This is a genomic window from Bacteroidota bacterium, assembly GCA_016699695.1.
Lineage (GTDB): Bacteria > Bacteroidota > Bacteroidia > Bacteroidales > UBA10428 > UBA10428.
In genome coordinates this window covers 611,367-627,609 of sequence record CP065006.1, presented here as the reverse complement: position 1 = coordinate 627,609, position 16,243 = coordinate 611,367, and the positions used below count along the sequence as shown (strand labels likewise).

The 16,243-nt window shown below is 35.8% G+C and carries 13 protein-coding genes; all 13 read right to left on the bottom strand.

Features of this window, described 5'->3' with window-relative positions; all coding sequences use genetic code 11:
• Positions 1–37 precede the first annotated feature (37 nt).
• Entirely contained in the window at positions 38–1,162 is a 1,125-nt protein-coding gene (locus tag IPM71_02635) for a hypothetical protein (protein QQS51639.1), read from the bottom strand.
• 531 nt (positions 1,163–1,693) lie between these two features.
• Positions 1,694–2,869 (bottom strand): hypothetical protein, encoded by a 1,176-nt coding sequence (locus tag IPM71_02630; protein ID QQS51638.1) that lies wholly within the window; start codon positions 2,867–2,869, stop codon positions 1,694–1,696.
• 450 nt (positions 2,870–3,319) lie between these two features.
• Positions 3,320–3,484 carry a hypothetical protein gene (locus IPM71_02625; protein QQS51637.1) on the bottom strand — a complete coding sequence of 55 codons (165 nt, stop codon included), beginning with the start codon at positions 3,482–3,484 and terminating at the stop codon, positions 3,320–3,322.
• Positions 3,485–3,580: 96 nt separating this feature from the next.
• Positions 3,581–7,813 (bottom strand): response regulator, encoded by a 4,233-nt coding sequence (locus tag IPM71_02620; protein QQS51636.1) that lies wholly within the window; start codon positions 7,811–7,813, stop codon positions 3,581–3,583.
• 254 nt (positions 7,814–8,067) lie between these two features.
• On the bottom strand, positions 8,068–9,282 hold the full coding sequence (locus IPM71_02615; GenBank protein QQS52768.1) for an IS701 family transposase: 1,215 nt from the start codon (positions 9,280–9,282) through the stop codon (positions 8,068–8,070).
• A 907-nt stretch (positions 9,283–10,189) separates the two neighbouring features.
• A complete protein-coding gene (locus IPM71_02610; protein ID QQS51635.1) occupies positions 10,190–11,314 on the bottom strand; it encodes a hypothetical protein in 1,125 nt (374 codons plus the stop codon).
• Between the two features lie 772 nt (positions 11,315–12,086).
• On the bottom strand, positions 12,087–12,467 hold the full coding sequence (locus IPM71_02605) for a DUF1987 domain-containing protein (GenBank protein ID QQS51634.1): 381 nt from the start codon (positions 12,465–12,467) through the stop codon (positions 12,087–12,089).
• A 20-nt stretch (positions 12,468–12,487) separates the two neighbouring features.
• Complete coding sequence (locus IPM71_02600; protein ID QQS51633.1) at positions 12,488–13,033, bottom strand: hypothetical protein; 546 nt, start codon at positions 13,031–13,033, stop codon at positions 12,488–12,490.
• 170 nt (positions 13,034–13,203) lie between these two features.
• Entirely contained in the window at positions 13,204–14,370 is a 1,167-nt protein-coding gene (locus IPM71_02595) for an RNA methyltransferase (GenBank protein ID QQS51632.1), read from the bottom strand.
• Between the two features lie 2 nt (positions 14,371–14,372).
• Positions 14,373–14,906, bottom strand: a complete 534-nt coding sequence (locus IPM71_02590) for an ATP-binding protein (GenBank protein QQS51631.1) — start codon at positions 14,904–14,906, stop codon at positions 14,373–14,375.
• The gene (locus IPM71_02585) at positions 14,879–15,472 is read right to left on the bottom strand and encodes a nicotinamide mononucleotide transporter (GenBank protein QQS51630.1); all 594 of its coding nucleotides are present in this window, start codon (positions 15,470–15,472) and stop codon (positions 14,879–14,881) included. The genes IPM71_02590 and IPM71_02585 overlap by 28 nt, the downstream gene beginning before the upstream one ends.
• Before the next feature lie 232 nt (positions 15,473–15,704).
• The gene (locus IPM71_02580; GenBank protein QQS51629.1) at positions 15,705–15,968 is read right to left on the bottom strand and encodes a DUF5615 family PIN-like protein; all 264 of its coding nucleotides are present in this window, start codon (positions 15,966–15,968) and stop codon (positions 15,705–15,707) included.
• Positions 15,965–16,186, bottom strand: a complete 222-nt coding sequence (locus IPM71_02575; GenBank protein ID QQS52767.1) for a DUF433 domain-containing protein — start codon at positions 16,184–16,186, stop codon at positions 15,965–15,967. The genes IPM71_02580 and IPM71_02575 overlap by 4 nt, the downstream gene beginning before the upstream one ends.
• Between the last annotated feature and the right edge of the window lie 57 nt (positions 16,187–16,243).

Genomic DNA, 16,243 nt, shown 5'->3' with positions numbered 1-16,243 from the left:
GCTTTGACTAATAATGCGATACTTCTTTTAAGTAAAATTATTTCGGATATACATTATAAGCCCCGACCCATGGTGAATTATTATTTTCATTCGTTTCTTTTACGTTTCCGTTAATATCAATCCAACACATGACATTGTAATAACCTACGGGATATTGACCACTTTTATCAAGGTCGCGGGTTACCCATTTCGATTCACCAGCCTGCAAAGTTACATCGACATCGCCAGCTGCAATATTAGTTGAGCCATTATCTACCCTGTATAATATTTTAAATCCGGGGGTGGCCATTGTACCGGAATTTTTTAAAAGAACAGATGCCTTTTGTACTTGCCCATAATAGGTGTACCCATAATATATAGCAGTGTTGGTTGCGTAAATATCTCCACTATATGGAGCAGAACCACTTGTGGTTAATGACCATACTGATGAATTTGTATTTCCAGTGTTATTGAAAGCTTTAACTCTCCAATAGTATTTAGTTCCTTGCTTTAAATTAAAAGTGGCTGATAATCCGGTTGTATAGTTTTCAAAATGTATCGTATTGAAATTACTATTTTCCGAAACCTGTATTCTGTATCGGTCGGCATAAGGTGTTGTGTTCCATGTAAAAGTAGTAGGCGTTCCAACGCTTGCACCATTGCCAGGGCTTACCAGGGTTGGAGGTGGAGGAGCAGGCATGGGACCAAAAGTAACTGTTTTGTAACCAATACATGGGTTATTTTGGCCAGCTACATTGTTAATTGAATACACATAAAATACACGAGTGCCTATTCGATGTTCAACAGGTATTGTATAGGTAAAGCCACAATAATATCCTGCCCATGGGTAAGCATTATATACATCATCCCTGCGAACAGATGTCCATGCTCCACCAATACAAATGCCTCCAGCACCGGCAGGACCATTCATATAAATATGCACCATAGTTGAATAGCCAGGAGCATCGGGATCGGCTGTCCAGCCTTCGATTAAGCCATTATTATTATAATTTACTCTGTCGAAATTACCGATAGGATCAGTTTTTAAACGAACAGTGTCATTTACACTGCCTTTTTCAGCAAGCAAATCATCCATTTCTTTGTTACAACTGCTCATTAATGCCATTGCACCTATAATGGCCAGGCCCAGGGTAAAACGGTAGATTAAACTTAGTTTTTTCATGGTAATAGAGTTTTAGGTTTTAGTTATAAGAAGTAAACTATTATAAAAAGGAGCCTTTTTAAAATTGTATTCTGAGGGAAAGATAAAATGGAAAATTTTGAATCTATTGTCTGTGTGTCCTTAATTATTGTATGTGCGTCCATATCTATTAAGAATTGATATTAAAAATGAATCAAGCGAAGTTCCCAAATCTTTTACCTCTGCTTAGAATGGCTTTTTTATTTAAAAGGGCTATAAACCTAGTAAGAAAAACAGAACTGTCAGTCTTTCGATTGACTTAGGCACTGCCAGGTTTAGGAACACTGCCAGGTCGCCATGCTAAGAAGAAGATCAATTTATGTCATTGACATCATTACATATTAATATTTAACTACATAATAAGTTTATAAAATGTAATTTATAACCGAGCACAGTATATAATAAGCATTAAGCTTAAAAGGCAATTATCGAAAACAATTTTTTTTAATATATACTCTTGCAATAATAAAAAAACAACCGGTGAAGAAAATACACCGGTTGTATACCTGTAGATTAATAGAACCAGTAAGCTCCATCTCTATCGCGCAAACAGGCGCGGAAATAGGCTCCGTTTTTACCATCGTAACCATCTAGAAGCAACTCTCTGCCGGCTACCCCGTCAACATCTTGTACAGAAGTTACTTTCCAATTAGTTGCATACCATCCGCTAGGACCTTTTATAAAATAACTTCTGGATTTTCTCTCTCTATAATCATAAACTCTTAAATGTGTTGCGCCATTTTCCCAAGCATAAAATTCAAAACCATAATCTGCATCAATACCATCACAACCACGTAACTGTTCTGAACACCCTTTACTATATATATGAGTACTTTGGAGTTTTTGATTCACTACATACCACCAGCAATATCCATTTGCAGCAGTGTAACCTGCAACAATAAGTTCCCTGGCAAGATTTCCAGCAGGCAAACCTGAAAAATCTTTATCCAGATCTTCTATAGTTTGACTTACCACCCATGGCATACCGAGTTGATAAGAGCTTACCTGTCCCGTTCTGGCACATAAAACTTTAAGGCGAGCAACATCAGCGGGGTATCCACTGCCATAAGTAATAATTACTTCATCGCCCCATTGACCATCGAGTTGAGATATCCCATTTACTAACATGCCAGCTGGACCAATAACATACTTATCTACTCTTCTATTAACATATTTAATTACTGAATATAAAGAAGAAGTAGCTTCCGTCCCTACCACTCCTATTTCACTACCTGGTGAACCATCAAGTTCAGCAATAACATGATAACCAGCATTTGATCCCACATAATAAGAGCTTTGCTGACCGTTTACACCATTTGCAATATAAAAATAACTACCATTGTTCCAAATGGTTTCATTCCTGCCGTCCCAATCAAGGTCGGCATACCATGTTGCTTTTAGTGATGGGGCACTACGTTGTTTTTGTTCATTAGCCAAGATTTCATTGGCTTTTTCTGCTCCCACCATTTTAATTAAATCATCGTCTGAGCCTACTCCCCACATATTAATTTGTATACCACCTTTTTTAATTATGCCCCATGGGGTAATCTCAACATCGTTGCTGCTTAGAGCTTCTTCTGCTAGTGGAGCAACATCTTCTTTTTGGCACGCGTTTAGGAATATACCCAGTGCGATCAATGATACTGTCGGATAAAACCGACTTCGAAAGAACAATTTCAACCTTTTCATACTCTTAGTCTTTTAGTTTATAACTCAAATATCTCTCTGTGAAAATAATATGGGAAAATTCGAAATTATTGTCTGTGAGTTTTTATTTATTGTCTGTGCGTCCGAAACTATTAAAAAATGATATTAAAGGAGTATCAAACGAAGTTCCCAACTCTTTTTCTCCTGCTTAGAATGGTTTTTTTGGTTAAAAGGAGCCATAAAACTAATAAGACCCAAATTGAACGATTTGCTGAAGCAAATCACTCAATCGACTAAGAAATTGTAGGCATTTCACTTATTAGTATATGCACCTATTTGGTGAAATGCAACAATTTCTAAGAAAAACAGAAAGGTTTCTGCATATTCAGAGGTTAGGGGTATAAGAGGCATTAGAACAATCTGTTTCTCTAATTTTTACCTCACCCTTTCGCTTGAACTATAGCATTGAACAGGAGGAAGCCGAGTCGAATTTTAAATCGTGGAAGCCAATCGTGGAAAATCAGCCTCGTAATATTTTGCCATGCTTCTGACCTTGGTTGCACCAAAGGTTTTGTCTTTGCAATAATATCGATAATTCTCAGAACCACATAAATTTTTCCGGTTTCTCTCTTTAATGCCCTTTTTAATTTCTGTCATCTTCTCTTTTTTTGTAAGCATTCTATTTGCTGGAGAAAGGGTATTAAGAGTTTTTTTATCACCTTTTATGCGACTTCGACTTTTAAAATCATTGTCTTATGCATTTAAACTGGCTATATAGTCGCCCGGCGATAAACCAAATTGTTTTTTAAAGCATTTGTAAAAATGCGAAACATCGGAAAACCCGACCATATAGGATATTTCAGTAGGTGAAGCTATATTCTGAAGGAGTAGTTGCGATGCTTTCTTCAATCGGCCAATTTTAATAAAATCGTATGGCGAAAAGCCAGTAAGTTCTCTGATTTTTATATAAAAAACCGAACGGCTCATGGCTAATTCATTAACTATATGGGTTATTTTAAAATCAGGATTCGCCAGGTTTTTATCAATAATGTCTAATACCTTATTTAAAAACTTATCGTCGATTGTTGATGAAGACAAATTTCCGGTTTCTAACACAAAATCGGTGCTAAACCTTTTTTTAAGCAATTCACGGTTATTTATAATATTCGCAATTTTTAATTCCAACTCAAGACTATCGAATGGTTTGATAATATAATCATCGGCTCCGGTTTGTAAACCAATAAGTTTATGTTCCTGCGAGGATTTTGCTGTTAACAGAATAATTGGGATATGGCTTGTTTCAATCTCATTTTTTAAAATACTGCACATTTCCAGTCCATCCATCTCTGGCATCATTATATCCGATACAATTAGTTGCGGTATTCTTTTTTTTGCCAATTCCAAGCCTTTTATGCCATTTGCTGCTTCAATAACCTGATAGTTATTTTTTAAACTTCCTATAATGTAATGCCTTAAATCGGTATTGTCTTCAACAATTAATACCAATGGTTTCTTTTTATTTCCTGATGTTTGATTTTCAAAAGGAATGCTTGCTTTAGATAATTGTTCTGTATTGGAATGATCAATTACAAAATCTGAATTTAAAAGGTTTATTTCGTCTTTTTTATAGTGTTCTATCCCTAAAGGAAGTAAAACGGTAAATCTTGCTCCTTTTCCCTGTTCACTTTCAACCTTAATTTTTCCATGGTGCAATTCGGTTAAGCCTTTCGCAATAGCAAGCCCAATGCCTGTGCCTTCAGGGTTATGATTCTCTTTTGTATCGACCCGATAAAACCGATCGAAAACTTTATCTAATTGGCCAACAGGTATTCCTTTTCCGGTATCTTCCACGGTTATACTCAGGTATTCTTTTATATGAGGCTCTTTGGGTTTAATTGTCTTTATAATTAGCCTCACTTCTCCACCGTCAGGTGTAAATTTAAATGCATTGGAGAGTAAATTAATAACAATCTTATCCAACTTCTCCAAATCTATCATTGCCTCTAACGTTCCATAATCACTTAAAATGTTAAAATGTATTTTTTTTTGCAAGGCAATATCGTAAAACGATGCTGATATTTCTTTTAGGGCTTTTATAGCATCTATTTTTGAAACGAAAAGAGGATAATTACTGGTTTCTATCTTGCGGAAATCGAGGATTTGATTTATCAGGCGCTTGAGGTTTAATGCATTTCTATGGATACGGGTAATTTCGGGTTTAAGGTTATCTGGAAGGATTGGCGACTCACTCACTTTTTCGAGAGGCCCTAAAATAAGCGTTAAAGGTGTACGTATTTCGTGCGATATATTGGTGAAAAAACGAAGCTTTTCTTCATCAGCAATACGCTTTCTTTCAACCATTGTTTGTATTTCATTGCTTTTAGCCTTTAATATAATATTTTGCTCCTCAACCACTGCCTTTTCTTTCTCAAGTTCAAGTGTACTTTCCTTAACTAATTGTTTTAGCCTTAATCTTTGATTATTAATGGCTCTTATCCTATAATTAAAAAATAAATATATAAACGTAGAGACTACAATTAGGATCAGAAACCTGAACCACCATGTTTCTGACCAGATGGGTAATTGAACAATAGTTAACGAAGTGCCTTCTTCATTCCATATACCATCGTCGTTCGATGCTTTTACATGCAATACATAGGTTTGGGGTTTGAGGTTGGTAAAAGTAACCGATCGTTTGTTACCGATATAATTCCAATCCTTATCAAAGCCTTCGAGTTTGTAAGCATATTGGTTTTTCTCCGGGTTAGTATAACTTATTGCCGTAAATTCAAAGCTGATAACCGATTGGTAATGTTTGAGTGTTATTATTTCACTTTCGGAAATAACAACTTCTAATGGCGACCATTTATCTTCTGGCCTCACTTCTTTGTTGAACAATAGAAAACTGGAAAAAACTACCAGGGGTATATGTCTGTTTTCCCATTCCCCTGCTGGTTTTATTATACTAACACCATTTTTCCCTCCAAAAAACAGTTCACCATTCTTTCGTTTATATGCCGAACCGTATAAAAATCCATCTTTTTGCAAGCCTTCATTTAGAGTGTAATTAGTAAAACTATTGTTTACACTGTTGAATTTCGATAAACCTACATTTGTGCTAATCCATATGGCATGGTTATTATCTTCCAATATACTTGCAATTTCATTGCTCAATATGCCACTTTTTAATTTATAGCTTATGAACCTTCCTGTAGAATATGAATAGCAATATAAGCCAATGCTATTAGTTCCTATCCAGATGTCCCCATTGCTATCCTGATATAAGGATTTTATTGAAGAATTACTTAAACTTTTACTCTCGTTCGAATGGACAAAAAAATCTTTGAATATCATTTGTTCAGTATCAAAATAGCTTAACCCACCTTCGGTTCCCAACCATAAACCGCCTCTTTTTTTGTCTTCTATTATAGAAAAAATACTATTGCTTGGTTTCCAAGCTGTTTTATTTGGATTCCCTTTTTTGAAATGCTTAAAGGTCATTGTTTTTCTGTCGAGCAAGTTCAACCCGCCTTCTAAGGTGCCAAACCAAAGGTTTTTATCTGCATCTTCCACAATGCTCGTTATAGTATTATTGCTAATTGAAGTGGTATCTGAAGGGTTATTTTTAAAATGGATAAATTCATTTGTTCCGTATTTCATTAAATTAAGGCCATTTGTAAAGGTGCCAACCCAAATATTGCCATACGAATCTTCATAAACACATTCTATTACATCTCCGCTTATACTGTTTTTATTCGAAGGATTATGCCTGAAGTATGTAAATTTGTTTTTAACCGGATCGTAAAGGTTTAATCCTCCTCCATCGGTGCCAAACCAAATAAACCCCTGGGAATCTTCTAAAATTGAAAACACAGAGTTTGCACTCAGCCCTTCTCCATTTTGGCCAACTTTGCTAAATGTCTGGAATTTGAACTTATTTTTGTCGTAAAGATTTAGTCCCACATTATAAGTGCCTGCCCAAATTATACCATCCAGGCTTTTATAAATGCTAAACACCACATTCGAACCGATGCTGGTAGGATTGTCAGGATCGTTTTCAACAAATGAGAACATCTCCTTCTCCGGATCGTAAATATTTATTCCGCCACCATCAGTTCCAATCCAAATTAAATTATTTTCATCCTGGTTAATACTTCTTATATTATTGCAATTTAATGAGTTATTTTCGATGTTAAAATTTCTGATAGTCTTTCTGTCTGACAATACCACTGAAACGCCCTTATCTTTTGTCCCTATCCATAAATTGTTCCGATTATCTTCAAAAATTGTAGCTATCTGATTACTGCAAAGTGTATTGGAATTAACCGTACTATGCTTGAATACAGTAAAAGTATTACTGTTTCTGTTATATAGGTTTAGCCCATCGTTGAATGTGCCAACCCATACGTTGCCAAAACTATCTTCGAATAGGGATGAAATAGAATCGCTGCTGATGCTGTTTATATCCGAAGGTTGATGGGTAAATTTTTTAAAAACCTTTAATTTCGGATCGTATACATTTAGCCCGCCACCTATGGTACCAGCCCATATATTTTTGTGTTTGTCAATAACGATTGCCCAAACCTTAAAATTGTTATCTAACTTATCTTTAGGGCTGCTCAGATATGAATAAAACTTTCCGGTCGACCTTTCATAGAAGTTCAACCCACCGTCCCATACTCCAATCCATAGGTTACCATTCTCGTCACCTGTAATTGAAGTAATAAAATTCCCAGAAATAGAATTTTTATTATTCTCGTCATGGAAGTAGTTAGTAAAACTATACCCATCGTAGCAGTTTAATCCGTTAGCAGTACCAACCCATATAAACCCTTTCTTATCCTGATAAATGCAATAAACTATACTGTTCGATAATCCATTTAATGTGGTTAGTTTATCGAAAAGAACGGGTTGCTGCGAAAAATTTTTAGATATGAAAAGGAAACCAATAGTAATTAAAAGTAATATGTCTTTTAAAAACTTCATAGGCGAATTGATTTTTAGGTTAATTGTTTTTTTAAAGATATGTAATTCTTAATCATGTATTTATTGCTTAAAAATCATTTTGGTTTAATGAGAAGATATTCTGAAAACAGTTATTGATGTTAATTTAAGAAAGTAATAAACTACAGTTGACCTTGAAACTTCAAAATTTTACAGAAACTAATAATGGGAAAATGATAAATGTTAAAAAAGAGTTAGTTCAGAATTTTTTCCTAATTAATTCTACTTTAACAGATTTACAATTTTGAATATGAGTAATTTATATCACGCTGTCGTTTTAAATGCCGGTCATAAATTCTATCAATCATTTGTTCTTCGGTCATCTGTTTATAAAGTTTAAAAGTGATAAATTCTTTAATATCACGAGCCGATAGTAAAGGTAAATCATCAAAGCAATGCAATTTTTCTTTTAAAATAAATGACGAGACCAAAAAGTTTAATGCAACCTGGTGTTGCCATGCAAGCCATTTTCGTGTCTGAAACTGGTCTAGCCCGAGTATCTGTTTTGATTCTTTTATGCAATGTTCTACAAAGTACCGTTGTGCTTGCATATAGGCTATAGCTTTCTTAGTGTATTGTTCAAGATTAGCATTGGTAAAAGAATATTTTATTTCGTCCTTGCCTTCTTTGGTTTTCGTTTTACGGATAACCAGTAACCTTTGCTCTACTTGCATTTTACTGTTATTGATTATCCAAAGCTTTATAAAATGATAGTCAGCTACAAGAACTCCTTTGGCTGTATTACGAACACTAATACGCTGCCAATTTTCGTCATTTAAAGTCTGTAAATATTTTGATACACTTAATTCGTCTGTAGTTGCTTTTAATTTCTTGGGTTCACGACCCTTATTGCTTTTTCGCTCGGGAATAGCCAAGTCAGGACGTTCCAAATATATTTTTTGGTCTTTATGGATATCCAGCATGTACAGATAACCAAGCAAATCTATGCTGCTGGCAAAATCCACATCGTTACCATAATAACCATCGCCTCCAATAAAATCGAAGATGATGCCATTGGTTACTTGCTGGCGAATAATTTCTAATGCCAGTTCGAGCTTAGTTTTAAATGTTCGGTGCTTTACAGGAACGCCTGCTTTTTCGCATCTTGTCTTGTCGTCACACCAAGCCTTGGGAAGGTATAGTCGGGCATCAACCATTGATGCAAAATCCCCATTACTTAAACAAGCAAATACCGCAACCTGACTATTTGATAGTTTCCCTACATTCCCACAATATTGATGTCCAACGCCTACGCTATGGTCGCCTTTTTTTACCCAACCACTTTCATCAATAATCAATCCTGTAAGTTTTCTTTTGGGTAAAACCTGGCTTACTTCCTGGGCTACTTGATTTATCAAAACTCGATGATCCCAGTTAGACTCAGTTATAAAGTGCTGCATTTGATGGTAGTTAGCTCCCAAATCTTCGCTTATTCTTTCAATATTGCGCATCTGACTTTGTATTATTCCTAATGAATATTGCTGTGCTTTGTCAAAGAACTTCTTTGTTGAATTACAAAATACATGCTGATAATCATTAAGGTGAACACTAACTCGCTCTATTACAGAGGTCAGTGTTTTTCCATATCGATTATTATTTTTACGTTGTATTAAACATTTTTCGGAACGATAAGCCTGTTTTTCTGTGCATTGAAGATACTGAATTTCCTTGAAATATCAATGTTTACAAGGGTTTTGTTTAATCTGTTAAAGTAGAATTAATATTACAAATACTTTTAGCCAGGTTTGCTATTAAGTTGTATATTTTACTTTCACAGCTTATTTTTTTTTTTGAAAAAATACTACAACACCTCAACAAGATTTTTTAAATGTCACTTATTCAGCACTTTAAATGAAAGAAAAAAAATGAATGATTTTTAAATCGCAGCTCATGGATAGAGCTGAATTGACGATTTAAAATATATTACCCAAGGCATACGTCGAGTGGATAGATTTTTACTCATTTTGAATCGATTAGGAGCTTTCTCCTCCTTTTCTGATGGGCTATAGCATATAAAATATTTCGTAAAAATGGTAACGGAGATAAGGTACCAACAACGGCTAACCTAAAAAGTATACAAATTGATATTAACCGAAAGGTTTGATCTCGGAAAAGTACAGTTGTCGAGCTTAGCGAACTTTTTTCTTCTGGCAGTCATCAATGGGCTGTTTTAATTAATTGTATTTCAATAGTTAATATTTGATGCCTACATACTTTATTCAGGTATTCAAAATGTAAGTGCTTGCTTATTGAATTTCCATGCACTATTTTGGTTTGCACATTAAAAAAAACCTCCAGTTCTTTTAGAACTGGAGGGAATAACTTTGACTAATAATGCGATACTTCTTTTAAGTAAAATTAGTTCGGATATACATTATAAGCCCCGACCCATGGTGAATTATTATTTTCATTCGTTTCTTTTACGTTTCCGTTAATATCAATCCAACACATGACATTGTAATAACCTACGGGATATTGACCACTTTTATCAAGGTCGCGGGTTACCCATTTCGATTCACCAGCCTGCAAAGTTACATCGACATCGCCAGCTGCAATATTAGTAGAGCCATTATCTACCCTGTATAATATTTTAAAACCGGGGGTGGCCATTGTACCGGAATTTTTTAAAAGAACAGATGCCTTTTGTACTTGCCCATAATAGGTGTACCCATAATATATAGCAGTGTTGGTTGCGTAAATATCTCCACTATATGGAGCAGAACCACTTGTGGTTAATGACCATACTGATGAATTTGTATTTCCAGTGTTATTGAAAGCTTTAACTCTCCAATAGTATTTAGTTCCTTGCTTTAAATTAAAAGTGGCTGATAATCCGGTTGTATAGTTTTCAAAATGTATGGTATTGAAATTACTATTTTCCGAAACCTGTATTCTGTATCGATCAGCAAAAGGTGTTGTGTTCCATGTAAAAGTAGTAGGCGTTCCAACGCTTGCACCATTGCCAGGGCTTACCAGGGTTGGAGGTGGAGGAGCAGGCATTGGACCAAAAGTAACGGTTTTGTTGCCAATACATGGGTTATTTTGGCCGGCAACATTGTTAATTGCATACACATAAAATACACGAGTGCCTATTCGATGTTCAACAGGTATTGTATAGGTAAAGCCACAATAATATCCTGCCCATGGGTAAGCATTATATACATCATCCCTGCGAACAGATGTCCATGCTCCACCAATACAAATGCCTCCAGCACCGGCAGGACCATTCATGTAAATATGCACCGCAGTCGAATAGCCTGGAGCATCGGGATCGGCTGTCCAGCCTTCGATTAAGCCATTATTATTATAATTTACTCTGTCGAAATTACCGATAGGATCAGTTTTTAATCGAACACTATCATTTCCTACGGTTACAGCGGGTTGTACATCCTCAATTTCTTTGGTACACCCATTTGATAATAGCATTGCACCAAGCATAAGAATGCCAAGCACAAAAAATTTCGATAATTTTAGATTTTTCATAAAGTTAAGGTTTTTAATACGGTTAAAGATTTTGAAAAGATTAAGAGTTTTCATAAGCTTTTGGTTTTGATGAATAAAACTATAACAATGACATTTTACCAGTTGTTGATTTCTTACTAAAAGGCAAGATCTCATAAAGCTTACCATTTGTATATATGGAGTTCATCATGTTAAAGACATCATACTGAAAAGCAATATTGCTTTAAAAGTAATATGCCTTAAAACTTCAAATACAGAAACTAATAATGGTAAAACGATAAAGGATAAAAAAGAGTTAGTTCAGAATTTTCTCCGGATTAAAATTCGAAGCTATGTTAAACACACTTTTAGCTAAGTTTGCTTTTAAGTTGTATATTTTACTTTCACAGCTTAAAGTTGTTTATAAGAAAAATTACTACAACACCTCAACAGAACTTTGTAAAAAACAAATAATCAGCGTATTAACATAAATTAAAAACTCAGATAGTTTTCGCTAAGGGATTTATTCGAAAATGCAATTTCGAAAGACATCATTTATTCTTCTCATTAAAGGAAAAGTACTGTCATTTCGCTTAAAATTTCGGGTATTGTTCGTATTGTTCTAAAGGAGTAAGCTTTGTTGCTGAAAGAACAAGGAATTGTTAGTCAGAAGGGATTGACCTCGGCAACTGAATTTGAATGTTTTCTGAGGAAACAGAATTTTTTGCCAAAGTCAAAAAGAAACTGTTGGTTGGTTCACAAAAAAAGAGCTGCCTTTTTTGGGGTAGCTCTTAACAATTATTTATCGAATGCTTTAATCAACAATCTCAATCATTTTAAAAGGTACTCTAATAATCGATTCGTAGTCTTCTCCTGCTTCGAGCATATCTTCGTCATCTTCCTCGTAATACCAGTTTATCTGGATATCGTTGTTACTCTTATGGATAGATTCGAGTTTTTTAAATACATCGAGTATGCATTTCGAAGAACTGGTATTGAAATACTCGAGGTGAACATTTACTACAGTTTTTGCCGCAGCTGCCGAGGAATACTCTTCAAGCCAGTCTACAACGGGTTTGTAGAATTCAATCGAGTTTTCAGGAATCGATCTTCCTTTTATTTCGAGCACTCCTTTTTGAGGGTCAAACTCAATGGCTGGAGTTTTCTGGGTACCTTCTATCAACAAAGCTTCCATAACAGTGGCTTGATATGATGTTAAACTTCTATCGTTAAATTAAAAAAGGAATACTCTTCGTTGTAGGGATAAAATTCGTACAGGATACTTTTTCCTGTTTTACGTGCTATATCTACAAGTCCGAGTCCACCGCCTCCTTTGGCGGAGATCTTCTGATGGTTCAGGATAAACTTATACATGTCTTTCAGCTCATCCTTACTCATCGAGTTGATCTTGTCAATTTTTTCTTTCAGGAACTGTATTTTGTGGTTTCTTATAAAGTTACCGGTAATAACAAGGTATTGATCGTTGTCGCGTTGAACCACCAATACTGCAAATTTTGGATCTAAATTCTCCCGGATTCCTTCGTGCTGCGATTCGATATGGTGGTATAGGTTCTGAAGGCTTTCTACCAGCACATTATAGAGCTTTTTTCTTGTCTTGCCCGATTCGTTAACTTTTTCCAGTTTTTCTTCAACGGCTTCTAATACCTCGTTAATGAGTTCTGATGTAATACTACCTTTGTAGGCAAGTACTACGTCTCCCTGGCTGACCCGGGTATAATATTCGTTGATATTAAAGCTCATAAAAGCTTATTGGTTTCATATGGTTTGTTGTAGGTACAACAAATATAGAAAAAAACTTTTAAGTACAACCTCAACTAATTCTTAAGCATTTCTATTTTGTATAAAGATAATAAAATGAACAGCAAAGAATCCTGATCGTGCTTATTATTATTAACATTGAATGGACGAGCTTAATTTTTTTCTTTGAATTCTTTCAACGATCCGTCGAATAATTCAAAACCGGCATAATTGCATTGCAGGCCTCCGTTGTAAAGCTGATATTTTGCCACAGGTTTTAAGCCTATATTTTTCATTGCATCGAGGTTGCTGCTGATAATCCATGCAGTATATCCCTGAAACTCTCTTTTTAGGCTGGTGCCAATGCTGCTGTAGAGTTGGTTAATTTCTTCAGGCTTAAGCCTTTCGCCATAGGGTGGATTCATGATAAGTGTTCCGGCCTTGGCTTTGGTTTTATATTCATCAAACGATTGGGTAGAAAACCGAATGTAACTTGATACCAGTGCTTTTTGGGCGTTCTTACGCGCTATTTCAATCATTTCGGGTAATATGTCGCTGGCAAATATTTGTGGCCTTAATTCACTAAGTTCAATGTTATCAATTATTTGTTGAAAAAGTTGTCTGTTATAGTCGGGCCAATTCTGGAAGGAATATGTTTTTCTTATGAGTCCTGGAGGAATACCCCTGGCAATCATGGCAGCTTCAATAGCCAATGTTCCGGAACCTGTCATGGGGTCAATAAATGTGGTGGACGGATCCCATTTGCTGTAAATAATCATAGCAGCAGCCAATACCGGATTCAGCGGTGCTTCTCCTTCACCTACACGGTATCCACGCTTATTCAAAGGTTCCCCCGAACTATCAAGAGCGATGCTCAATTCTTCGCCCGAATAGTGCACATTTATAAGTATTTCAGGTTGCTGTACATCCACATTGGGCCTTTTGTTGTATTTGTCCTTAAAGCGGTCGGCAATCCCGTCTTTGGCCCGCTGGGCAGCATAAAGGGAGTTATTGAAAACCTTGGTATTGATTACAGCATCAATTGCAAAAGTATGATGCAGCCCCATGTATTTTTCCCATTCAAGAGTATGAAAAAAATTATAATAGTCTTCAGGTGTTTTAATGATACCCTTGTAAATGGGTTTTAATACCCTTAAAGCAGTGCGCAAATATACATTGGCTTTGTACATGCATTCGGTATTGCCTTTAAAACTCACCATACGCCGGCCAATTATGATATCCGAAGCACCTATTTGTTTGAGTTCCTGTGCCAGGGCAGGCTCAAGGCCGGCAAATGTTTTTGCCAGCATATCGAATGGCTCTGATGGATTTTGCTTCATGCTTATTTTAGGTATTGTTCGGTAAAGTTAAGCGCATTTATGAATCTTTCTTCCTCAACTCCTGTTACAATGCGGTAATCTAATCTAAAACTTTCGAGTTCGTGCCGATAGGCTTCAAAGAGTTTTAACCTGTTTTCTCCACCATTTTCTCTTAAAGGGTCTGGTTCCCAGGCAATATCCGGAGCACACAGAAGATAGAGGCAATGAGTAGTTCGTGCTATTTCAGGATCGATCCATTGCGGGTATTTTCCATAAACCCAAAGAAACCAAATTTTTGTAATGATCAGATAGGTATCTGCAATCCATAATTTATTTGCATTTCCTTTTCTGGCATTTTCTAATGCGTCCCTCTGCCAGCAGGCAATGTGTTCGATATCGCTGTAGGTATATTTTGTATTTAAATTTTCAATGTATTTTCTTGCATACTCTTCGATGTAACTCACCTTGTAGTGAGCGGCAAGTCCGAGGGTTAAGATAGTTTTCCCGGTTGATTCGGGACCGGTTACAATTACAATTTTATTTTCTGGTTGTTCCATTGCTTTTTCCACTGTATCCAGCCTGCCACTGCCATGATCGTATATACCGCAAATAATAAAGTCGAAGGGTAGAGTTGCTTATAATAATATAGTCCCACTGAGGCACTATCTATTAAAATCCAGATAAGCCAATGTTCGATCATTTTCCGGGCCAGCATCCAGGTTGCAACAATGCTGGCTGCGGTTGTAAAAGAATCGAGGTAGGGGACGTTGCTGTTGGTAAAGTGGATGAGTACATAGGCAATAATGCCATAAAGTAACACAAATGAAAGAATAATAATTATCCATTCCGGAGTTTTTGTAAAGCTAATGGGCACTTCTTTTTTTTGTTTGTTGCTGAACCAGGTCCAGTGTATCCATCCATAAAAGCTAACCAACACATAATACAGGTTTATGCCCATATCGGCATAGATACCCGATTGGTAACAGATAAAAACGTACAATGCCGAGGAAATAAAACCATACAGCCACAAGCGTTTATCGACCTTGATGCTGTAATAGAGATAAATCAGCGCGGTAATTGTAGCTATTAATTCTAAATAATGAATTTTTATGTAGTCGAGCATGATAGTATTAGATGCAAAGAAATGTTTGGTGGTATAAAATCGTTAGGGGTTTCGGCTCTGAACTTTTCAACCGGTAAGAACCTTGACATCTAATGATGTACAAAATAATTCGTTTAAATCTCAAAGTTTTATGGCCGGTGGTGCAAGGTAAGTAATTAATCTATCTCCAGACAGGACATATCCATGTATTCAGCCCCGTGCAAAAAGCGCTCAATTATTTCCTTGTTTTGTATCATAAGGTTACAATATCATTCGTAATAAGGGTCCCGGACCTTAACCAAATAATCTTAGGGGGATGACCATTTATCACGCTGATATCATAAAAGTCAGAATCAAATGTGACAATTGAAAAATCATTTATACGAGCATATTTCCATATATCCTGGTCTTCGCAATCCATTAATTCACAATCGGAAACGTGTTTGCAACCGGGAAATAATTTGTTCAGTTTTTTAGTAATCCGAAATGAAATGTTTTGATCAAAGAGGAATCTCATGATGCATGTTGCAGTTTATGTTCTCTATCAGCTGCATAAGCGAGGCATGCCTTTATATCTTCTATCGTTAATTCTGGAAAATCATAAGTAATCTCTTCATAAGTCATCCCTGAAGCTAGCCATCCAAGTACATCAAATACGGTAATCCTTGTATTTCTTACACAAGGTTTTCCAAATCTTTTATTTGGATTACGATTGATTATTGATTTATACTCTATCATCTGATTTTCCTTTTTCCAAATTTAGATAAATAAAATTTCACCTCCTAAATTTAT

Coding starts and splice junctions, on each gene's coding strand:
- IPM71_02630 (QQS51638.1), bottom strand. CDS start 2,869: ATGAAAAGGTTGAAATTGTTCTTTCGAAGTCGGTTTTATCCGACAGTA.
- IPM71_02610 (QQS51635.1), bottom strand. CDS start 11,314: ATGAAAAATCTAAAATTATCGAAATTTTTTGTGCTTGGCATTCTTATG.
- IPM71_02585 (QQS51630.1), bottom strand. CDS start 15,472: ATGCTCGACTACATAAAAATTCATTATTTAGAATTAATAGCTACAATT.
- IPM71_02600 (QQS51633.1), bottom strand. CDS start 13,033: ATGAGCTTTAATATCAACGAATATTATACCCGGGTCAGCCAGGGAGAC.
- IPM71_02580 (QQS51629.1), bottom strand. CDS start 15,968: ATGAGATTCCTCTTTGATCAAAACATTTCATTTCGGATTACTAAAAAA.
- IPM71_02605 (QQS51634.1), bottom strand. CDS start 12,467: ATGGAAGCTTTGTTGATAGAAGGTACCCAGAAAACTCCAGCCATTGAG.
- IPM71_02620 (QQS51636.1), bottom strand. CDS start 7,813: ATGAAGTTTTTAAAAGACATATTACTTTTAATTACTATTGGTTTCCTT.
- IPM71_02595 (QQS51632.1), bottom strand. CDS start 14,370: ATGAAGCAAAATCCATCAGAGCCATTCGATATGCTGGCAAAAACATTT.
- IPM71_02625 (QQS51637.1), bottom strand. CDS start 3,484: ATGACAGAAATTAAAAAGGGCATTAAAGAGAGAAACCGGAAAAATTTA.
- IPM71_02635 (QQS51639.1), bottom strand. CDS start 1,162: ATGAAAAAACTAAGTTTAATCTACCGTTTTACCCTGGGCCTGGCCATT.
- IPM71_02615 (QQS52768.1), bottom strand. CDS start 9,282: ATGCGCAATATTGAAAGAATAAGCGAAGATTTGGGAGCTAACTACCAT.
- IPM71_02590 (QQS51631.1), bottom strand. CDS start 14,906: ATGGAACAACCAGAAAATAAAATTGTAATTGTAACCGGTCCCGAATCA.